This is a genomic window from Arthrobacter sp. GW460-12-1-14-TSB2, from assembly GCF_059423525.1.
On the sequence record NZ_JBWKYC010000009.1, the window covers coordinates 25,194 to 44,351 of the forward strand.

Here is a 19,158-nt window from a genome sequence, read left to right on the forward strand (position 1 = left end):
CTAGTCCGCCGGACCGTCGGGTTCCGCTGACTCCTCGGATTCGGCCGAGTCCCCGGGTTCCCAACGCAGCAGGTCGCCGGGTTGGCACTCCAGGACCTCGCACAAGGCTTCGAGGGTGGTGAAGCGAACCGCTTTGGCCCGGCCGTTCTTGAGCACCGCCAAGTTGGCGGGCGTGATCCCGACACGGTCCGCGAGTGCACCCACGGGCATCTTCCGCTTGGCAAGCATCACGTCGATGTCGACGACGATGGGCATCAGATCACCTCGTCCAGTTCGTCCTGCAGGTGCTTGGCTTCGGTGTCGCGGGCCACCGCCTGCGCCAGCAGAATGCGCAGTACGACGACGACGAGCGCCACTCCGGCGATCAGCACGCCGGCGCCTCCAACCAGGAGGACAACGCCGGGAGCGACCGATTCGCCCGGGGCGAGGACGACGCCGAGCCCGAAGGCCAGCAGGGACGCTGCGGCGATGGCGCCTGTCACCACATCCACGTAGCGGAAGGCGGCGTGGGAGAACACAGTTCCCCGCCGCACCATCGTGAGGAGTCGCCAGACGCAGACCATGGTGACCTGCACGGTGAGGATGCCCAGGAGAACGATCACGAGAACCGGAATCCTGACGCGGGCGATGTCCGGCCCCATGTCCTCGTTCAGGTCCCGGGCCAGCAGTGGCACCATCACCGCCTGCACAAATACCGAACCGGCCAGTCCCATCGCGAGGACAATCCGCAACGCGAGGACAGTCAGCTTTCCCATCAGATCTCCTTGGCTGTCGAATAACAGTTGGATACTATCGATATTCGATAGCTTCAGCAAGATGGCTTGGCGTTTGCTCTTCGAGCGCCGGGACCGAAAGGCCAGCCCGCCGGCCCGGCGCCCGTGGTAGCCTGCCGGGCATGGCTGTGGACCCTTCCCTGCTCAATTGGCTGCTGGACTCAGACCCGGCTCTCCGCTGGCAGATCGAGCGCGATCTCGCTGGCGCTCCCCGTGACATCTGGGAAGCGACCCGCGACAGACTCGCGACGGAGGGTTTCGCCGCGCGGCTCCTCGCGCTGCAGGACCCCGACGGCCAGTGGGCGGGCGGAGCGTTCTTCCCCCGCGACTTCGACTTCCACGGCTCCGAGGCAACCCACGGGCCCGAGGCGGCCGAGGGTGCCGGCCAGCCGTGGACCGCAACCACGTGGACGCTCAACACCCTCCGTGACTGGGGCCTCGATGCAGCCGCCCTCGCCGGCACCGCCGAATCGCTCGCCGTGAACAGCCGCTGGGAGTACGACAACCTGCCGTACTGGGGCGGCGAGGTGGACTGCTGCATCAACGCCTACACGCTCGCCAACGGGGTGTGGCTCGGGGCAGATGTCTCCGGAATCGCCCAATGGTTCCTGGACCACCGCATGGCCGACGGTGGCTGGAACTGCGAGTGGGTGAAGGGCTCCACCCGGTCGTCCTTCCATTCCACCCTCAACGCGCTGAAGGGCCTGCTGGACTACGAGGCCGCGACCGGCGGAACCAGCCGGCTGCGGGCCGCCCGCCGGGCCGGTGAGGAGTACCTGCTGCAGCGCAGGCTGCTCCGCACGCTGTCCACGGGCGAGATCGTGGGGCCGTGGGTGACGCGGTTCACGCACCCGTTCCGGTCGTTCTACAGCGCGCTCAACGCCGCGGACTACTTCAGGGCAGCGGCCCTGCACGACGGCGCCGCGCCCGATCCGCGGCTGGCCGATGCTACCGGGGTGGTCCGGTCCGCCCGCCGTCCTGACGGTACGTGGTGGCAGGAGCGCCGCCACCCTGGACGGGTGTGGTTCGAGGTCGATGTTGCGCCCGGCGAGCCGTCCAAGTGGCTGACCTTCTTCGGCACGCGCGTGCTTGACTGGTGGGACGGGGCGAGCGGATACGTGCCGCCCCGATGAACGGGGCCGCACGTGTCCGCTCGCGATTAACCGGCTGTTCCGGATGAGGGACCACCGGCCTATACCGCCCGGGAGTCCTTGTGGTTATCGTGGCCTCATGCAGAAGATATCGATCGAGGCCCTGGCCCGGCAGCAGCTCGCCGCGGCCCTTGCAGCGAGCAACGGGCGCGCCGCAGACACTGTTTATGGCGGGCACGAAAAGGTGCTCCGCCAGACCGTCATGGCCCTCAAGGCCGGCACACAATTGAGCGAGCACCAGAACCCGGGCGACGCCACGGTCTTTGTCCTGCAGGGCAGCCTCCGACTCCGCGCGGGCGAAGAGTCGTGGGAGGGCAAGCCCGGTGACCTGCTGATCGTCCCGGACGGCCTGCACAGCCTGGAAGCCGAAGAGGACTCGACGTTCCTGTTCACGGTGGCGAAGGGCGCGAAGTAACGGCGGCAGCGCTCAACAGGGCAGCGCTCAACGGGGCAGCGCCCAACTACGCGGCGAGCCACATTTCCCAGTTGGGCAGCGGGTCAACCAACGCGGGGTCGGGGAGGTATGCACCAATGTCAGGGGGGAATTCACCGGGTTGTGCCGGTTCAGGCAGATCGGGTGGCCACGGGATGTCGCGGGGTTGCCAGGGAGGCTCCCAGTCTTGTTCTTCGCTGATGTACCGGCGCCCTGACTGGGCCATCCAGCCGGGCGGCGCGTCGCGGCTGGCGTCCATTGGCTGCCAGCCGTGATGTTTGCGGCAGGGCTGGCTGAGGTTGGAGACACCAGTGGTGCCGCCCTCGTGCCAAGCGAGAGCATGATCCGCCTCGTTGTCGAGGGACTGGTTGTTGCAGCCGGGAAACGGGCACCTGCCGTCGCGGAGGCGCAGCCATTGGCGCAAAACGTTCGGGACGCGGTGGCTGGACCGTCCGATCTCCAGCGGGGTGCCGCTGGCCGGGTCGGTCAGGACACGGTGGAACGAGGATGCACCATCCGCGACGAGCCGTCTGGCCATGCTGGGCGGGATCGGTCCATAGCCGTCCAGCATGGCTGGCTCTTCGGTGGCGCCCATGAGCGTTAACACGGGCACCGTCACGAGGACTTGCGCCTTCGGCGACGGAACACCCTCCGCTACGCCGGCGATGAGCCAGTTTGCAGCAGTGTCTGCCCGGAGCTGGGAGAGGTTCCGCGATTCGCCGGGGCCTTGGAGGGCTCTGGCCGCGGCGGTGGCGCGGTTCCAGATGGAAGCGGCGGCATCGGCCGGCAGGTAGGCGGAGAGCCAGGCCATGCCGTCGCGGTCCGGTGTAAATTCGAGGCGCCGGTCCTGGGCACTGGCCTGGTGTCGTTTTTCGATGCTTAAAGAGTGATGGCGCTCCCGCCAGGTGCGTGCCTTGGCGCGGAAACGGGAGGGCACGAGCTCCCCGGCAGGGCAACCCCGGGCAGCGTTTTCAGCATCAGGGTCCAGGAAATGCGCTTCCAGTCCCGCCGTGGCCGCCCGGTCCAAGCCGGTGGTTTCGTCCACGAGGATCCGGGCGTGCTGCCAGGAGATGGTCCCCGCCTGGAGGGAAGCGAGTGTTAGTGGCAGGGCTGTGGTGAGCTGCCGCGCCTCGTGCAGGAAGGCTCCGGCGGTTCTCTCGCTGATGGTCAGGACGCAGGCCACCTCGGCAACCAGGGCCATGTCCGTGGCGCACCGCTCCTGCGGCGAGGCAGACGGGGATTCCATGGCCTTCGTAGCCTCGACTAGCGTTGCAGCCAGTTGGACCTTGAGGGCTGCGGTCTTGGCTTCCAGCCGGCTCGCTTCGGTGAGCCCGTCCAGGCAGTCATCGGCAAGCTGACGCAAGAGATCCGACGGTGCACCTCCGGCAGGGCGCGCACTTTTGATGTGGCGCGACAGCGCAGCGACGGACGCCGCGACGGCGTCCAATGCGTCAGATGCTGCGGTGCTTTCCATACTCAAAGTCTGGTGGGAGGGTCTGACATTTAGCCGACTATTCCGCCCAAGAGCCCCGCAGTCGGAAGCCGGAAAGCGGGACTAGCTGGCCTCGTAGGGAGTGCCGAAGAGCGTGACTCCCCATGCAGCGTTGTGCAGCGCGATCCCGGTGTCCTTTCGTACGAACTGAAGCGGCGCCTGGAGATGCTGTGCCATCCGCTGCTGTTCCTGGTCCCACGGGAACTCGCACGTGCCCGCGAAACTTTCCATCGTCCCCGGATCAGGCGTGATTGTTTGGCCGGTGATGCTGACCCTCACCGCAAAGGAAGCGCAGGGGATCCGCACGGTCATCAACTGACTGCCGCCCACGGAGCTGAATCTGATCGCGTAGTCGCCTGAACTCAATCCCTCACCAGCGGGTACGCCAGCCGGGATCAACGAACCGGAATTGAAGTACTGGCACACCAACTGTCCGTTGGCGACGTCTCCTTTCGCGCCCGGAGTCAAGCAGTCGTCGGTACCTGGGCCGGCAGGGGCCGGAGGCACCGTTGGAACCGGCGCCAGTGCCATGCCCGGCGACAGTCCTGCGGACGCCGGTGCGGCGGCAGGCGAGCCAGAGGAAGGGGCGGCCGACGGCGTCGTGAAGGTTTGGCTGGCGACCGCACCACCAGCGCGTGGAGGCGAGCCACATCCTGAGGTAAAGACGACGATGGCGACGCACGCCACCCACAACAAAGTGGTGCGCAGTCGATGATGAACGGTTCCCCCGGACGCAGCCATGGTCCGAACACTAGTGTTCGCTGTCCGGTACAGCAACGGGTCCAGCGGACAACAGGTCAACGCCGCCGGGCAGCCAAGAGTCCGGCGGGAAGTTGGCCCGAGGGTGAACACGGGCCGCGTAACGTAGTTCTACCCGAGTCCGATCTGGGACAGACTGTTTCCGTGAGCAACAAACCCCGGACAGCCCTCGCCGTCGCCGGCCTCAGCCTGGGCACGTCCCTGAACCCGCTGAACTCGTCCATGATCGCCGTCGCCCTGGTGGTGCTGCGCGCGGACTTCGGGCTCGACGTCGCCACGGTCACCTGGGTGATCACCGCCTTCTACCTCACCTCCGCGGCGGGCCAGCCGCTGATGGGCCGGCTGGCGGACCGCTTCGGGCCGCGGCGCCTGTTCAATTTCGGGATGGTGCTGGTGGCGGTCACCTGCGCGCTGGCGCCTTTCGCTCCGAACTTCGCCCTCCTGTGCGTTGCCCGGGCCGTCATGGCGCTGGGCACGGCGACGGCTTATCCGAGTGCCGTTGTCATCGTCGGTGCCCTGGCCCGGACCGCCAACGTAAAGTCCACGAGGCCGCTCGGCCGGATCCAGATGGCCAACACGTCCGCGGCGGCGGTGGGCCCGGTGGTGGGCGGCCTGCTGGTGAGCCTGGTCGGCTGGCAGGCCCTGTTCATGATCAATGTGCCGTTGTCGCTGGCCGCGCTGCTCATCGTCCGGAAGTATGCCCCGGTAGACGAGGACCGGGAACGCGGCAGTGCCGCCGAACTCCTCAGAGACTCGGACATTCCCGGCATCCTCGGGTTCATCGGCTCCCTGACGCTGGTCATGATGGCCCTGCTGAACGTGCTGCCGGACGCACGCTGGTGGCTGCTGGCCGGCGGCACGGTGCTGGCTGCACTCTTCGTCTGGCGTGAACTGAAGTTCAGCCCGCCCTTCCTGGACCTGCGGCTGCTCGGCAGGAACCGGCCGCTGCTCCTGGTCTACCTGGGCTTCGCCGTGTTCAACGGAATCTACTACTTTGCGTTCTTCGGCCTGCCGCAGCTGCTGCAGGAAGCGGCCGGCTACGATCCCGGCGTCGTGGGTCTCCTCATGCTGCCGCTGGCAGCGATGTCCGTGATCGCGACGCCGTTCGCGGTGCGTGCGATCGATCGCTTCCGGGTAAGGCGGGTGCTGATCGCCGGGGTCCTGTTCCTGGTGGCCGCCGCTGGAGCCATGTGGCTGCTGACCGCCTCCTTCGCCATCCCGCTGGTGCTGTTGCTAACGGCCCTGATGGGCATTCCGTGGAGCGTGGTGAGCATCGCGTCCAGCCAGGGCATGTACGTCTCCACCCAGCCGCACGAGCGCGGGGTGGCCGCCGGGATCTTCCAGACCTGCCGGTACCTGGGCGCCATTACGGCCACCGTGATGATCGGCATCTTCTACGGCAGCGGCGTGAACCAGGCCAACTGGGGCCTCATGGTTCTGACCATGCTGGTACTGGGCGCGGTGGCTTTCGGCGTGACGCTGCTGTGGCGGGAACGGACCGGATAGCGTGTCCAAATTGGCTGACGGGCTGGAGCAGGAAATACTGGACCAACGGTCACGCCACGGGGGATGACGCAGTTCGTGCAGGGGGATACATGGGACGCCGCTTCATGCTGCCGCCGCCTGTCCGCACGATCTATTCGCCCCGGGGTTGGGCCGACGTACGGCACGGCCTTGGCGTCCTGACCCTGGCAGCGGCGCTTGCGCTGCTCCCGGCCTGTGCCGGCCCGGACAGCGAGTCCGATTCGCCGGATACAAGCGACGTGACTGAAACGATCGTTCCCGGGGACAAAGAAGAATCTTCGGTTGCCTACCAAGTCCGCGGCGCCATAGGGAAGTTACACACCAGCGACTGGGCCGCGAGAGTGCTTTCGGCGCCAACGTCCGCCGAGGACTGCGACAAGTCCGGCTGCCTGCAGCATTTTGAGGGCGGTGACATCGCTTGGTCGGCGCGTACCGGCGCGCGTGTGGTGGCCAACGGCCCCGCACGCGATGCCTGGCTCTACGCTGGCGGGCGGGACGGCCGCTTCGGCTATCCCTCGACGCACACGGAAATTGGCCTTCGCGACGGCGGTGTGTCCCAGGGTTACCAGGGCGGTGTCATTGTGTATTCTCCGGCCACCGGAACGAGGGTCGTTTCCGGCGCTGTTAGGGCGCATTGGGCGTCCTTGGGGGCACAGGATGGCGCCCTGGGATATCCGTTGGGCGAAGAAACCCGCGAAGGAAAGTCTGTGTACCAGATCTTCCAGCGGGGGACGCTCTACTGGTCCGCGGAGACGGGCGCCCATGGCACGACCCGCGGAGACATCCTCAGTCGCTACAGGGAATTCGGTGAGGCCACCGGCCCGCTCGGCCTGCCGCTGTCCGAGGAAGTTCCGCGAGACGAAGGCGTGGTCCAGCAGTTCCAGTACGGCTGGCTGGTCTGGAGTCCATCCACCGGAGCCAGGATGGTGCCCAACGAGACCTACAGGATCTGGTCCGCTAATTCCGGCCGCTTCGGCTGGCCACGCCGCGACGCATGGGTGGATCAGCGGGGCACCCACGTGGAGTTCCAGTCCGTGGAGACCATCTGGGACCCGAATACGTTGGAGCTCTACTCGGCGGAACCGGTGGATTCGTCAAGCGCTGTGATCATCGGCGACTCGCAGCTGGACCTCGACTCCTGGGGCGAGCAGGGAGCGCGCCTGGCAGGCTACAGTCACCAGATCATGCGCGGCTACGGGGGAATGGGGTATGTGGCCACCAACAGGGCGGCAGGTGGCTCCGCCCTGCATGGCCTCACCTCGGACACCATCCTGTTGCCGCAGGGGGAGCCGGGCCTTGTCATTGTGACCCTGGGCGGCAACGACGCGCGAATCGGGGCCACCGACGCTCAGATACTCGAGTCCGCAAACAGCACTTGGGACGAGCTGAAACGTAAATATCCCCGGAGCACCATCATCATCAATGGGGTCCTTTCGCGCGACGATTACAGCCACGCGCAGCGGCGCTGGGTGGACGGGTTGCTGATGCACGCGGCTGCTGCGCGCGGGTTGAAGCGGATTTCCCTCGCCGGCACAGCCTCCGTCGCGGGAGCCGCCAGCAACTATCAGGACGCGAACCACCTCACCCAGGCGGGCCACAACAAGGTGGCGCCCCTGTACGCCGAGGCGCTCCGGGCGACTCGCTGAAGCGCCCGGCCTGCGCGCAACTTGGTGCTGGCGGGGTGCCCCAAATGAGCGCCAAAACCCGGCTGAAAGGGCCCCCACGCGTGGCCGCCAAACTGCCTATCCGCGCCCCAAATTCCTTGTTTTCACGCCATATTGACACCCAGATTGCACGGGAATACTGTCTGCCTTAACGGGGTCCTTCCGCCCCGTGTCCCAATATTTTCGGCGCTGACTCTGGGCCGCTTTCTGCTTGGCGACAGCGCCAGCGAGGAGGGTCCTGTGACTTGGGAAATTTCGGGAACATATGTTGGCAATTGCACTTGCTCGTTGATCTGCCCGTGCCCCGTGGACGGCGTGCCCACCGGCCCGGACGGCGAGTGCCGCGGCTTCAACGTGTTCCATATCGCGACCGGGACGATGGATGAAACGGACCTGTCCGGCGTCGACTTCGCGTTCTTCAACTGGTTCCCGACCAACCTTTCCGCAGGCGGTTGGAAAGTGGGGGCTGTCGTCGACGAGGGTGCTTCGGACGCCCAGGTGGACGCCCTCGAGAGCATCCTCCGTGGTCAGGCCGGCGGCCCGTTCGGTGACTTGGCGGCGCTGTACGGCGAGTGGCTGGGACTGGAACGCGCCAGTGTCTCGTTCTCCGACGGGGATACGCCGTCCGCCTCGGTGGCGGGCCGCGTGGTTGTCACCTTCGAGCCGTTGCCCGGTCCCGACGGCGGCGTGACCACCGTGAAGAACGCGATGTTCGGCTTTGCCCCGGAGTTCCGGATCGGCAAGGGACCGGGGCACCCGGAACGCTTCGGCATGGAGTTCGACGGCGTGTATGGCGAGACGTCCGACTTCACCTTCGCCAGCGAAATGGCTGAGGGCGCTCCCAAGGGCCGCGGCTAAGGCCCGCCTGATGTACCACCGGAAGCTGTTTAGGAGAGTGGGCGTGCAGCCGGTGGCGCACGCCCACTCTCCGGCATACGCGAAGGCGGCCTCCCGGATCGACCCGCGGGAAGCCGGGCTCGTCGCCATCCTTCTGGTCCTCGCAGCAGCGAGCTGGATCCTCACCTCCACCCAGCTGAGCGGGATGGACATGGGCCGCTGGACGGACCCGGGGCCGCTGGGGTTCTTCGTCGCCACATGGGTGGTGATGCTGGCGGCCATGATGTTCCCATCCGTGGCGCCCATGGTGGTGGCCTATGACCGGATCCAGCGGCACCGGAGAGCAACGGGACGGTACGCGCCTGCCGGGGTAACAGCGGTGTTCGTGGCCGGCTACCTGCTGGCGTGGACCGCCTTCGGGCTGGTGGCCTACTCGCTGTATATGTCGGTGGCGTCGCTGGCTCCCGGGCTCTTCGGCTCGGACCAGGGCGGACGTTACCTGGCAGCCGGGGTGATCCTGGTCGCGGCGGTCTATCAGCTGACCCCCGCCAAGAATGTCAGCCTGATGAAATGCCGGACGCCCATGGATTTCATCCTGCACCGCATGCGGCCCGGCTACCGGGGCGCGCTGGTGATGGGAGTGGAGCATGGGGCCTGGTGCGTCGCGTGCTGCTGGGCGCTGATGGTTGCCCTGTTCGCCCTCGGGGTGATGAGCATCGGCTGGATGGCACTGATCGGTGCCTTCATCGCCGCGGAGAAGATGTTGCCTTGGAAACGGCTGGCCAACCGTTCCGTTGCGGTGGCACTCGCCGTGATTGCGCTCGGCGTTGCGCTCACACCCGCGGCGATGGCCGGGATGGGCATGTAACGTGCCGCCGTCGCTGAGCGCCGGCGGCCATGGACCGGGGGAAATATCCAAAGGTCTCACTGAACAAAGGAGCCGAAAATGTCTGAAGGAACTGGACTCCTCAGGCGGTTTTACGAAGAAGTATTGGCAGGCGGAAATCTCGCCCTGATCGATGAATATGTGCTGGACGACATTCAGGACCACGAGGACCCCATGCCCGGGCAGCCGCCGGGAAAGGACGGCGTGAAGTTCTACACCAACGCCATCCGCATGGCGTTCCCCGACCTCACGGTCAAACTTGATCCGACATTGGCCGAGGGCGATCTTGAGGCTGGTCACGTGGTGCTGTCCGGCACGCACACGGGCGAGTTCCTTGGTGTTCCGCCAAGCGGCAAGAGCGTGCAATTCAGCAGCGCGGACATCATCCGCATCCAGGACGGGAAGGTGGCCGAGCACTGGGGCTCCTCCGACACGCTGAGCCTCATGCAGCAGATCGGGGCCGTCCCGTCCCAGACAACGGGCGCGAGCGCCGGGTGACATAGGTTTCGGGCCGAAAGAGTTTCCCGCCGCCGCTCCTAGCCGACGGCGGGAAGCCCCACGTGCGGCACCGTCCCGTGGCGGTGCCGCACCGTTGCCCGCGAGTCTATGGGCGCGCGGTCACGCCCGCATCGGCCGGCGCATCGGCACGCGCGTCCGCTGAAACAGCGGCGTCGGCCGCGTCCGGAACCGGCGCGCCCGCCGCCGACTTTTCAGCCGCAGCGAACCCCGCTTCCTTCGGCCCCGGCGGGTAGGCGTGCTTGCGCCCGGTCACCACAAGCACCAGCGCGACGGCGACAGGCACCGCAGCAGCGACCGGCACCATCAGCGGGCCAGCCGTCGTGAGGGCTGCCGCGCCGTATAGCGCGCCGATGGTGATTCCCAGCTGGATGGTCAGCACGGTGAGGCCGTTGGCAGCTTCCCTGTACTCCCTGCCGGCGCGAAGGATGGCCGACTGGTTGTAGATGCCGATCGCTCCGAAGGCCGCACCCCACACCGCCATGAGCACCAGGGCGCCGGGGACGGTCCTGCCGCCCAGCGGGAGGAGGAGGTACGCGGCGGCGATTATCGCCGTCGTAATCAGCAGTGAACGGCGAGGCCGCATGTCCACGGTGATGCCGGCGATCCAGATGCCCACCAGCCCGGAGAATCCCAGGACGGTGAGGGAGAGGGTGATTGTGTAGTCGGGCAGGCCCGCCTCGCGGAGGAACGGCGCGATGAACGTGAACAGCGCGAAGTGGGCCATGAGCATCAGCGGCCAGGCGATTGCCACCGATTTCACGCCGGGCTGGCCTATTGCCTTGCGCAGCGACGGCCGCGGGGCATCCGGGATCCGGCGGACAGCAGGCAGCAGCCACATGGCCAGGCCCGCGAGGACGACGCCGGCGCCCGCGAGCAGGAGGAAGGACGCCCGCCAGCCGATCAGCCCGCCCAAAGCGGTTCCCAGCGGGGCTCCGATGGCCAGGCCCAGGCTGTTGCCGCTGAAGACGATGGCCATGGCCTTGCCCACCTTGTGGGCCGGAACGATGCGCGCCACGAAGGGGGCCATCGCGGTCCAGAGCAGGCCGTGGGCAATGCCGCCCACCAGCCTCGCAGCGAGGGCGGCGCCGAAGTCGGACACCAGGCCAACGAGGGCATTGCTGATGGCAAAGGTCAGGACGAGCCCTATCAGCAGGGTGTGGCGGGGGATGCGGGCGAGCAGCATCGCGGCCGGGATCACCGTGGCCACGATGATGGCGGCGTATCCGGCGGTGAGGTAGCCGGCCACGGGCTCGGACACGTTGAGGCCGGCGCTGATCTGGGGGAGCAGGCCGGAGGGCAGCAGCTCGGTGGTGATGGCGGTGAAGCCGATCAGCGACAGCACCAGCAGCGCGCCGAAGGGCATGCGGTCGCGTGCAGAAACGGAGGTCGCGGGAGGCACGGGTGAAGAGTCCTTTTCAGGGAGTGGGGAAGGAACACGGCGCCGGTTGCCGGTGTCCTCCACTCAAATTACCTGATCTATCTATCGCCAGGCAGGGTCTGTCAGAACCACCTTCAGCCGATCCGCTCGGCGAGGGAAACGATGATCCCTTCCGGGCCGCGTACGTACGCCATCCGCCAGCTGTTCTCGTACTGGCCGATGCCGCCGACCAGCCGGTAGCCGTCCGCGGCCAGCCCATCCACCGCCGCCTGGAGGTCGTCGACCTCGAAGGACACGTTGCGCAGCCCCAGCTCGTTGGCCATCGCGCCGGGCGACCCGGGCTCGTGGGCGGGCCGGACGAAGCTCGCGAGCTCCAGCCCGGCACCACCGCCGGGCGGGCGCAGCATGACGATCTCGGTGCGGGAGTCCGGGATGCCGCAGACAGTGTCCAGGAACTCGCCCTCCACGAACGTCCGGCCCTCGACCTCGAGACCCAGCCCGACGAAGAACGCCGTCACCGCATCGAGGTCGGCGACGGTGATGCCGACATGGTCGAAACGTTGTATGTGTGCCATGAGAGCACCCTCCTGTCAGTACTCGCCCTTGATCACGAAGTAGGAGCCGCGGATGACGCCTGCCAGCTTTGATTTCTGGCGGGCGAACTTGAAGCGTGACGCCAGTTCCTCCGGAATGTCCATGCCGTCGGCAAGTTTGAACCCCACGGCTCGCTTCCCGCCGTCCTCGATGCTGTACATGACGTTGATCGACAGCCCCGACTCGTAGAAAACGTAGGACATCCGTAAACCGTCGACCTCGAAGTCGGTTGCTTCCAGGGGGCGTGATCCGATGACGATGTCGCGCTCGTCCCGGAGGATCCGGCTCACCCGGTCCACCACCTCCGGAACCTCGCTGGCAGGGCTCACGGTGAAGACGTGGTTGTACTTGTTCCGGAAATAGCGGGCCTCATTGGCGCGCAATCCTGCGGCGGCGTCGGCGACCGGCGACGATTCCAAACCGGCAGTAGAAACGTTCTCGAAGTCAACGATGTGCGTCATGCGCTCTCCTGGTCAGGCGTGGTCAGTCGTGGTGGGACCAATGCTAACGCGACGGCGTGCCGGGATCGGTGTAGCCGAGTTCGGCAGCGATCGCCGCGAGGTCTGCCGCCGGGTCGGTCCGGGGCCACCATTCGCGAGCCCCTGTCCACCTTTGTGTCAGGGGACCGGTTCGCCAGCATCCGGGATCCGTTCGGTGTGCGCTGGTCCATCATGACCCGCGTCGAGGACCTCTCCGAAGAGGAGAGCTCGCAGCGCGTCGCAGACTGGGACGCCAATCAGGGCTGAATCCACGGAGCCGCCGCGAGGTGTGGTTCAAGCCCGCTCTCCCGTTCCGCAGCATCTTTCCGGAACCCGTTGTCAGTGCCGGGAAGTGAGCCTACGCTGTGCGCACGGCCCCACTCCGGGGACCCGCTCCAAGACAGGAAAGACCATGACCAAATATCTGTTCGAAGCGAACTACGTGGGCGAGGGAATCAAGGGGCTCATGCGCGAAGGCGGCACCAAGAGGCGTGAGGCGCTGGTCCAGGCGCTCGACTCCGTGGGGGGATCGCTCGAGAGCTTCTACTACGCCTTCGGGGACACTGATGTCCTCGGGGTTTTTGACGCCCCCAGCCAGGCCGACGCCGCAGCCCTTTCGCTGATGATCAATTCGACAGGCTCCGTGAACGTCCGCCTGAAGCCGCTCATGACGCCGGAAGACATCGACGAAGCGGCCAAGAAGACACCGTCTTACCGGGCGCCAGGGCAGTAGCCCGGCAACGGAATTAGCGGAGAAGTACGACGGCGGCACCCGGTTGGGTGCCGCCGGTCACCTGAGCCCGGTCACCTCAGGTGTACATCAGTGAGCCGGGCGTAGTGAGGAGCTCGCCGGTTTCCAGCCAGGTCTTCAGGCCGGAGAGGATCATCGGCCAGCCGCCGTAGAGCTGGTCGTTGGCGCCTTCGCGCAGCTGGTCGTGCGTGACGGTCAGACGGCAGGAATCGCCCACGGGCTCGATCTCCCAGGTGACCCGCGAGGTGCCTTCGGCCTTGACGTCCTCGCCCCACAAGGCCCGCATGCTCTGGACGAGCCGGCGCGGCGGGTCCACTTCCAGGTTCTCACCCTCACCCAGGAGCTCCCCGGCTTTGGGATTGCCCATCTCGAACCGGCCGCCGGGCGTCCAATCGGAGGTGATGACGGACCCGAACTGGTATTTGCTGCGGATCTCCCCGTCCGTGATGGCCTCCCAGAGCCGCTCCGGGGTGGTCTTGATATAGATTTCGAAGATCTTTTCCATGGGACTTTCCAATCTGGTTTTGAGGTCGCTGAGGCCAGCGGCCCATGGTTCGGCGTACTTGCTCACCCAGCGGTCGTGGACCAGCCGGATGGGCACCGGATTCAGGAAATGGAGTTTCTCCCGCCCCCGACGGCGGGTCACCACCAGGCCGGCTTCCTCCAGGATCCTGAGGTGCTTCATGACTCCGTAGCGCGTCATGTCGAAGTGCGCCTCGAGGGCGTGGAGGGTCTGCCCGTCATTCGCGAAGAGCTCATCCAGAAGGTCGCGACGGGTGGAGTCGGCCAGGGCCTTGAATACGGCGTCCACAAGTCCAGAATAGGTGACTAATTGGTCACATGTCTAGGGTCCGCGCAGCCCTCAGCACCTCAGTCCCGCAGCACCCACGCGGCGTTGTCCGGCTGCAGCCAGCCGTTGGTATCCAGCGGCTCGGCGCTGGCCAGGACAGCCCCGGCCGGCAGCCGCACCGCTTCGGTTCCCATCGCCACTGCCACCAGGAACCGCTGGCTGCGCTCGCAGATCAGCAGGTTCCCGTCCTCCACACGCCAGCTGCCGCCGTCGTCCGCGGTGAACACGCCCTGCTCCCACAACTGACGCCGGAGTCCGACGGCGGCAGTCACCAGCGCGAGCGTGGAACCGGGGTCCAGCTGCTGGATTTCAACGGCGTACCGCCCCCAGCCCCCGGGCTGCGGCAGCCACGGCTTGTGGGGCTGACCCGGCGCGCCGGAGCCCACCGAGAACCCGTGGTTCGCCGCGGCAGACTCGGTCCACGGGAGCGGCACGCGGGCGCCGTCGCGGGTGATGCCGCCGCGCGCCCACATCGGGTCCACCCGGGCTTCCGCCGGGACGTCCACTTCGGGCAGCCCGAGTTCCTGGCCCTGGTAAAGGTAGGCTGCGCCGGGCAGGCCAAGCAGGGCCAGCAAAGCGGCCCGGGCGCGGCGGGTGCCCTGTTCGCCGCCGTCCTCGGTCCCGCTGCCGAACCGCGTCACGGAGCGGACAATGTCGTGGTTCTCCAACGCCCAGCTCGGCGCGGCTCCGTGCAGCAGCCGGGCCGCCTCCAGCTCGGCCCCCACCTCAGCCCACGCCGCGGGATCCCAGCCCAGCTTCACGAACGCGAACGCGAACGCCTGGTGCATCTCGTCGGCGCGGGTGTAGCGGGCGGCGCGGGCCGGTTCCAGGTTGACTTCGCCCACCAGCAGCCGGTGCGGCTGGTACTTTTCGGCCAGGGTGCGCCAGCGCCGGTAAACCTCGTGGACGTCCTCCTGGTCCGAGACCAGGGGGTTGGCCCGGAGCCCGTCCACAACCGCGGTGGCGCACGGTGCATCCGGCAGGCCGTCGGCTTTGAAGAGGCCATGCGCGACGTCGATCCGGAGGCCGTCCACGCCCTTGTCGAACCAGAAGCGGAGCACGCCTTCGAAGTAGTCGCCAACGGCGGGGTTCCGCCAGTTCCAGTCGGGCTGGCCGGGGGAGAAGAGGTGCAGATACCACTGAGTGTCCGTGTCAGAGCCCGGGTTCGCGCGGCTCCAGGCCCGCCCGCCGAACACGCTCTGCCAGTTGTTGGGCGGCAGGTCGCTGGGCGAGCCCGGACCGGAACTGCGGCCTTCGACGAAATGGAACATGTCCCGCTCCGGCGAGCCCGGCCCGGCAGCGAGGGCCTGCTGGAACAGCGGGTGGGCCGAGGAACAGTGGTTGGGGACGACGTCGAGCAGTACCCGCAGGCCCAGTTCGTGGGCCAGCTCCAGCAGCGCATCGAACTGTTCCATGGTGCCGAAGAGCGGGTCAACGCCGCAGTAGTCGCTGACGTCGTAGCCCTGGTCCACCTGCGGGGAGGGCTGGAAGGGTGTCATCCAGATGCCGTCCACGCCGAGGGAGGCGATGTATGGCAGGCGGGCGATGAGCCCGGCGATGTCGCCCACGCCGTCGCCGTTCCCGTCCGCGAACGAGCGCGGGTACACCTGGTAGATGACGGCGGACTGCCACCAGTCGCCGGTGACTGTCCCCGCGGAGGGGGTGCCGCCGTCGTGCGTCATTTGCCGGCCCCGGCGGTGAGGCCTTCCACGATCCGGCGCTGGAAGATCAGCACCATGATCACCAGCGGCACGGTGACGATCACGCCGGCGGCCATCTGCTCGCCGAACGGTGCCTGGAATTCGGTGGCGCCGGTGAACTTGGAGATGGCAACGGTGGCGGTCTGGATTTTGGGATCGTTGATCATCGAGAGGGCGATGATGAACTCGTTCCAGCTGTGGATGAACGTCAGGATGGCGGTGGTGAACACGCCGGGCGCGGCCAGCGGGAGCAGCACTTTCCGGAACGCCTGCCACTTGGTGCAGCCGTCGATCATGGCCGCTTCCTCGAGGTCGAACGGCAGCTGTTTCATGAACGTGGTCAGGTTCCAGACGGCGAGCGGGATGGCGAAGGACAGGTTCGGGATGATCATGGCCTGATAGGTGTTGATCCAGCCGAGGTCCGTGAAGAACCTCAGCAGCGGGACCACCACCGAGATGCCGGGGAACATCGACGTCGCAATAATAACGCCGAGGATCACCGACTTGAACCGGAAGTTCAGCCGGGAGATGGCGTAGGCGGCGAACACACCCAGCACCAGGGCGAACACCGTGGTGGTGCCGGCCACGATCAGGCTGTTGAGCAGGGCCTGGCCGAACATGGTGGAGCCGTCGAACACCTTCACGTAGTTTTCGAGGGAGAACGGCGCGGGCAGGAGGGTGTTGTCGAAGATGTCCGCGGTGCGGCGGAGGCTGGAGACGATCATCCAGTAGAACGGCGCCAGGCAGTAGGCGAAAATCAGCACCAACCCGGCGTACACGGAGTAGGAGCGCCAGGTGCGTTTCTTCTTCGTGGGCAGGGGAGCGCCTGTGTTCTGCCTGTCGGCAGTGCGCTTGCCGCCGCGCGTGCCGGACTCAGTGGCGAGGCTGCGGAGTTCGGAGATGGTCATCGGGTGGCCTCGGCCTTCTGTGAACGGTTTGCCTTGCGCTTCTGGCGGTTCTTAACCGGGCGCAGCCGGTTTGCGCCGGTGACGTCCGTGCCCAGGACCTTCACGAAAACGATCGCGACGACGGCGACGTACAGGAAGAGCACCACGGCAAACGCGGAGGCGGAGCCGTAGCGCAGCTGGTTGGATTCGTCCCAGGCGAGCATTGAGAGGGTTTCCACGGATTCCTTGCCGGGGCCGATGAGGACGAACGGGAGGTCGAACATCCGCAGGGCATCGAGCATGCGGAACAGCACGGCCACCAGGAGCGTCGGCTTCACCAGGGGGAGCGTGATGGAGCCGAGCTGGCGCCACCAGCCCGCGCCGTCGATCTTCGCGGCCTCGTACACCTCCTCGGGGATGATCTGCATGCCGGCCAGGACCAGGAGGCCGATGAACGGTGCGGTCTTCCACACCTCGGCGATGATCACGGCCAGCTTGGAGGCGGTGCCTTCGGCGGTCCAGAGGATTTCGCTGCCCAGCAGGGTGTTGGCGATGCCGTCCGACTGGAAGATCCAGCGCCACAGCAGGCCTGACACAGCGGTGGGCACGGCCCATGGCACCAGGATGCTGGCGCGGAGGAAGGACCGGCCGCGGAACGCCCGGTTCATGGCCAGGGCCAGACACAGGCCCAGGACGGTTTCCAGCAGGACGGTGCTGACGGTGAAGAACGTGGTATTGCCGAAGGCGTTGAGGAAGCGCCGGCCGGATTCGCCCACGAACAGGTCCGCGTAGTTGGCCAGGCCCACGAAGGCCTCGCCCTCGGTGACGAACCCGTCCGCGTCCAGGCCGGACTCGGCACGGAAGAGGGACTGGTGGATGGCCGAGATGAGCGGGTACACGATCACCAGGGCCAGCACCAGGAGGGTGGGGGAGAGCAGCATGGCGGCCATGCGGCCCTCCCCGGGCGTGCGGGACTTACCGGGCTTCTTTCCGGGCGTGCCGGGCGTGCCGGGCTTGCCGGGAGTCTGGTTCCGCGGAGCGGGAGCGGTGGTGACCGTCATTTGGCGGAAATTTCTTCGAGCTTGGCCTGCATGGCTGCCAGGGCGGTGTCCGTGTCCTTTTCGCCGGTGATGGCGGCGTAGGCCTCTTCCTGGATCGCCTTGGTGGTGGCGCCGTACTGCACAACTTTCGGGCGGGGCTGGGCGTTGTTCAGGGATTCCAGCAGGGCGGGGAAGAACGGGCGCTTGGCCACCACGGCCGGGTCCTCGTACAGGGAGGCGTAGGCCGGGGCGCGGGAGCTGAGGGCCAGGCGCTTCTGGGCCTGCGCCTCGCTCGTGAAGAACTTGATGAATTCCAGGGCGGTGGCCTTGTTGGCGGTGAACGGGGAGACGGCCAGGTTGCGGCCGCCCAGGGTGGAGACGCCGGGGCCGTCGGTGCCCGGGATGGAGGTGATGTCGAACTTGCCGGCCACCTTGCTGGAGCCGTCGGTGGCGCTCAGGGAGGCGTAGAGGAACGGCCAGTTCCGCAGGAACACCACTTTGCCGTCCTGGAACGCGCGGCGTCCCTGCTCTTCGAGGTAGGTGATGGCGTCGGACGGGAACATGCCGTCCTTGAAGCCGTCCACCAGGAGGTTCAGTCCTTTCTTGGCTTCGGCGGTGTTCACGGTGGGCTTGCCCTCGGCGTCCACAACGGAGCCGCCGGCGGAAGCCACGGCCTCGGAGAAGTTGACCGTGAGTGCCTCGTTCTTGTCGAACTGGCCGGTGTAGCAGGACATTCCGGCGGTTTCGGGGAGGGCCAGGATCTTGGCGCAGGCGGCCTTCATCTCGTCCCAGGTCTTGGGCGGCGCGGCGATGCCGGCGGCCCTGAGCAGGTCGGAGCGGAAGTAGAACAGGGCGCCGTCGGTGTAGTACGGGGCGCCGAAGAGCGTGTCCCGGTACGTGGCGGCGTTGAGGGTGGCGGGAATCATCTGGTCCGCGGGGACGGCGTCTTCGGGCAGCGGCATGATCCACTTGTTGGCGGCGAACTCGGAGGTCCACACCACGTCCAGGTTGAGCACGCTGAACGTGTCCGACTTGATCTGGGCGTTCTGGATGAGCTGCTGGCGCTGCTGGTCCGCGGAGTCCGGCAGTTCAATGAACGTGACCTTTTCGTCCGGGTGGGCGGCGTTCCATTCCTCGATGCTCTTGTTCGCCGCGCCCGAGGCGTCGCGGTTGGAAACGTAGTTGATGGGGCCCTTGCCTTCGAACGCCGCGGCGGCGTTGGCGCTGGCCTTCGGTTCCTGCGCGGTTCCGCCGCAGGCCGTGAGCGAGACGGCGGCGGCCGTCACGAGTGCGGTGGTGGTGAGAAGAGTCTGCCAGGTCCGGCTGCGCTGCCTCATGTGTTGCTCCTTGTGGTTTGGTTTGGGGTACTTGGTGGGGGCCCTGTTTCAGGGCGCTTGGATTTTGGGCGCGGGGGAGTACGACGACGGCGGCACGGTGGAGT

At 66.9% G+C, this 19,158-nt stretch carries 19 protein-coding genes and 1 pseudogene; 9 read left to right on the plus strand and 11 right to left on the minus strand.

The window, feature by feature from the left end; genetic code table 11:
* Together AC07YR_RS12330 and AC07YR_RS12335 are read right to left on the minus strand one after the other, a co-directional pair.
* Entirely contained in the window at positions 1–255 is a 255-nt protein-coding gene (locus AC07YR_RS12330) for a helix-turn-helix domain-containing protein (protein WP_494734104.1), read from the minus strand.
* A complete protein-coding gene (locus AC07YR_RS12335; protein ID WP_494734105.1) occupies positions 255–755 on the minus strand; it encodes a DUF2975 domain-containing protein in 501 nt (166 codons plus the stop codon). Before AC07YR_RS12335 ends, AC07YR_RS12330 begins: the two co-directional genes overlap by 1 nt.
* A gap of 140 nt (positions 756–895) precedes the next feature.
* Between AC07YR_RS12335 and AC07YR_RS12340 the strand changes: the two genes are divergently transcribed.
* Together AC07YR_RS12340 and AC07YR_RS12345 are read left to right on the plus strand one after the other, a co-directional pair.
* Complete coding sequence (locus tag AC07YR_RS12340) at positions 896–1,906, plus strand: squalene cyclase (protein ID WP_494734106.1); 1,011 nt, start codon at positions 896–898, stop codon at positions 1,904–1,906.
* Between the two features lie 97 nt (positions 1,907–2,003).
* Positions 2,004–2,339 carry a cupin domain-containing protein gene (locus AC07YR_RS12345; protein WP_055799323.1) on the plus strand — a complete coding sequence of 112 codons (336 nt, stop codon included), beginning with the start codon at positions 2,004–2,006 and terminating at the stop codon, positions 2,337–2,339.
* A gap of 46 nt (positions 2,340–2,385) precedes the next feature.
* Here the strand turns inward: AC07YR_RS12345 and AC07YR_RS12350 are convergent, their stop codons facing one another.
* A complete protein-coding gene (locus AC07YR_RS12350; RefSeq protein WP_494734107.1) occupies positions 2,386–3,831 on the minus strand; it encodes an HNH endonuclease signature motif containing protein in 1,446 nt (481 codons plus the stop codon).
* A 921-nt stretch (positions 3,832–4,752) separates the two neighbouring features.
* Between AC07YR_RS12350 and AC07YR_RS12355 the strand changes: the two genes are divergently transcribed.
* From AC07YR_RS12355 to AC07YR_RS12375, 5 genes are all read left to right on the plus strand, one after another.
* Positions 4,753–6,114, plus strand: a complete 1,362-nt coding sequence (locus AC07YR_RS12355; RefSeq protein ID WP_436056846.1) for an MFS transporter — start codon at positions 4,753–4,755, stop codon at positions 6,112–6,114.
* A gap of 89 nt (positions 6,115–6,203) precedes the next feature.
* Positions 6,204–7,778 carry an SGNH/GDSL hydrolase family protein gene (locus AC07YR_RS12360; protein ID WP_494734108.1) on the plus strand — a complete coding sequence of 525 codons (1,575 nt, stop codon included), beginning with the start codon at positions 6,204–6,206 and terminating at the stop codon, positions 7,776–7,778.
* A 258-nt stretch (positions 7,779–8,036) separates the two neighbouring features.
* The gene (locus AC07YR_RS12365) at positions 8,037–8,654 is read left to right on the plus strand and encodes a DUF1326 domain-containing protein (RefSeq protein WP_436056848.1); all 618 of its coding nucleotides are present in this window, start codon (positions 8,037–8,039) and stop codon (positions 8,652–8,654) included.
* Between the two features lie 10 nt (positions 8,655–8,664).
* Positions 8,665–9,501, plus strand: coding sequence for a DUF2182 domain-containing protein (locus tag AC07YR_RS12370; RefSeq protein ID WP_494734109.1), 837 nt, complete (start codon positions 8,665–8,667; stop codon positions 9,499–9,501).
* 78 nt (positions 9,502–9,579) lie between these two features.
* Positions 9,580–10,017 (plus strand): ester cyclase, encoded by a 438-nt coding sequence (locus tag AC07YR_RS12375; protein ID WP_494734110.1) that lies wholly within the window; start codon positions 9,580–9,582, stop codon positions 10,015–10,017.
* 106 nt (positions 10,018–10,123) lie between these two features.
* Here AC07YR_RS12375 and AC07YR_RS12380 read toward each other — a convergent pair whose 3' ends face one another.
* From AC07YR_RS12380 to AC07YR_RS12390, 3 genes are all read right to left on the minus strand, one after another.
* Entirely contained in the window at positions 10,124–11,401 is a 1,278-nt protein-coding gene (locus AC07YR_RS12380; RefSeq protein WP_494734206.1) for an MFS transporter, read from the minus strand.
* Positions 11,402–11,550: 149 nt separating this feature from the next.
* Positions 11,551–11,991: a VOC family protein gene (locus AC07YR_RS12385; protein ID WP_436056850.1), complete on the minus strand. Its 441-nt coding sequence runs from the start codon at positions 11,989–11,991 to the stop codon at positions 11,551–11,553.
* 15 nt (positions 11,992–12,006) lie between these two features.
* Positions 12,007–12,471 (minus strand): DUF8821 family protein, encoded by a 465-nt coding sequence (locus AC07YR_RS12390; protein ID WP_436056851.1) that lies wholly within the window; start codon positions 12,469–12,471, stop codon positions 12,007–12,009.
* A 117-nt stretch (positions 12,472–12,588) separates the two neighbouring features.
* Here AC07YR_RS12390 and AC07YR_RS12395 point away from each other — a divergent pair.
* Both AC07YR_RS12395 and AC07YR_RS12400 read left to right on the plus strand, forming a co-directional pair.
* Positions 12,589–12,756, plus strand: a pseudogene (locus AC07YR_RS12395) (VOC family protein); the annotation flags it as partial.
* A 145-nt stretch (positions 12,757–12,901) separates the two neighbouring features.
* Positions 12,902–13,222, plus strand: coding sequence for a GYD domain-containing protein (locus tag AC07YR_RS12400; RefSeq protein ID WP_055799294.1), 321 nt, complete (start codon positions 12,902–12,904; stop codon positions 13,220–13,222).
* Between the two features lie 76 nt (positions 13,223–13,298).
* Here the strand turns inward: AC07YR_RS12400 and AC07YR_RS12405 are convergent, their stop codons facing one another.
* The 5 genes from AC07YR_RS12405 to AC07YR_RS12425 are packed head-to-tail and all read right to left on the minus strand — an operon-like array spanning position 13,299 to position 19,054.
* Positions 13,299–14,051 (minus strand): ArsR/SmtB family transcription factor, encoded by a 753-nt coding sequence (locus AC07YR_RS12405; protein WP_055799291.1) that lies wholly within the window; start codon positions 14,049–14,051, stop codon positions 13,299–13,301.
* A 59-nt stretch (positions 14,052–14,110) separates the two neighbouring features.
* Positions 14,111–15,772 carry an alpha-amylase family glycosyl hydrolase gene (locus tag AC07YR_RS12410; RefSeq protein WP_494734111.1) on the minus strand — a complete coding sequence of 554 codons (1,662 nt, stop codon included), beginning with the start codon at positions 15,770–15,772 and terminating at the stop codon, positions 14,111–14,113.
* The gene (locus AC07YR_RS12415) at positions 15,769–16,698 is read right to left on the minus strand and encodes a carbohydrate ABC transporter permease (RefSeq protein WP_494734112.1); all 930 of its coding nucleotides are present in this window, start codon (positions 16,696–16,698) and stop codon (positions 15,769–15,771) included. The genes AC07YR_RS12410 and AC07YR_RS12415 overlap by 4 nt, the downstream gene beginning before the upstream one ends.
* Positions 16,695–17,738: a carbohydrate ABC transporter permease gene (locus AC07YR_RS12420; RefSeq protein WP_494734113.1), complete on the minus strand. Its 1,044-nt coding sequence runs from the start codon at positions 17,736–17,738 to the stop codon at positions 16,695–16,697. Before AC07YR_RS12420 ends, AC07YR_RS12415 begins: the two co-directional genes overlap by 4 nt.
* On the minus strand, positions 17,735–19,054 hold the full coding sequence (locus tag AC07YR_RS12425; RefSeq protein ID WP_494734114.1) for an ABC transporter substrate-binding protein: 1,320 nt from the start codon (positions 19,052–19,054) through the stop codon (positions 17,735–17,737). The genes AC07YR_RS12420 and AC07YR_RS12425 overlap by 4 nt, the downstream gene beginning before the upstream one ends.
* Between the last annotated feature and the right edge of the window lie 104 nt (positions 19,055–19,158).

Excerpts from the sequence above, each read along its gene's own strand:
- AC07YR_RS12420 (WP_494734113.1), bottom strand. The coding sequence starts at position 17,738 with ATGACGGTCACCACCGCTCCCGCTCCGCGGAACCAGACTCCCGGCAAG.
- AC07YR_RS12385 (WP_436056850.1), bottom strand. The coding sequence starts at position 11,991 with ATGGCACACATACAACGTTTCGACCATGTCGGCATCACCGTCGCCGAC.
- AC07YR_RS12330 (WP_494734104.1), bottom strand. The coding sequence starts at position 255 with ATGCCCATCGTCGTCGACATCGACGTGATGCTTGCCAAGCGGAAGATG.
- AC07YR_RS12425 (WP_494734114.1), bottom strand. The coding sequence starts at position 19,054 with ATGAGGCAGCGCAGCCGGACCTGGCAGACTCTTCTCACCACCACCGCA.
- AC07YR_RS12375 (WP_494734110.1), top strand. The coding sequence starts at position 9,580 with ATGTCTGAAGGAACTGGACTCCTCAGGCGGTTTTACGAAGAAGTATTG.
- AC07YR_RS12335 (WP_494734105.1), bottom strand. The coding sequence starts at position 755 with ATGGGAAAGCTGACTGTCCTCGCGTTGCGGATTGTCCTCGCGATGGGA.
- AC07YR_RS12360 (WP_494734108.1), top strand. The coding sequence starts at position 6,204 with ATGGGACGCCGCTTCATGCTGCCGCCGCCTGTCCGCACGATCTATTCG.
- AC07YR_RS12390 (WP_436056851.1), bottom strand. The coding sequence starts at position 12,471 with ATGACGCACATCGTTGACTTCGAGAACGTTTCTACTGCCGGTTTGGAA.
- AC07YR_RS12350 (WP_494734107.1), bottom strand. The coding sequence starts at position 3,831 with ATGGAAAGCACCGCAGCATCTGACGCATTGGACGCCGTCGCGGCGTCC.
- AC07YR_RS12340 (WP_494734106.1), top strand. The coding sequence starts at position 896 with ATGGCTGTGGACCCTTCCCTGCTCAATTGGCTGCTGGACTCAGACCCG.
- AC07YR_RS12370 (WP_494734109.1), top strand. The coding sequence starts at position 8,665 with ATGTACCACCGGAAGCTGTTTAGGAGAGTGGGCGTGCAGCCGGTGGCG.
- AC07YR_RS12380 (WP_494734206.1), bottom strand. The coding sequence starts at position 11,401 with ATGCCCTTCGGCGCGCTGCTGGTGCTGTCGCTGATCGGCTTCACCGCC.
- AC07YR_RS12345 (WP_055799323.1), top strand. The coding sequence starts at position 2,004 with ATGCAGAAGATATCGATCGAGGCCCTGGCCCGGCAGCAGCTCGCCGCG.
- AC07YR_RS12400 (WP_055799294.1), top strand. The coding sequence starts at position 12,902 with ATGACCAAATATCTGTTCGAAGCGAACTACGTGGGCGAGGGAATCAAG.
- AC07YR_RS12415 (WP_494734112.1), bottom strand. The coding sequence starts at position 16,698 with ATGACCATCTCCGAACTCCGCAGCCTCGCCACTGAGTCCGGCACGCGC.
- AC07YR_RS12410 (WP_494734111.1), bottom strand. The coding sequence starts at position 15,772 with ATGACGCACGACGGCGGCACCCCCTCCGCGGGGACAGTCACCGGCGAC.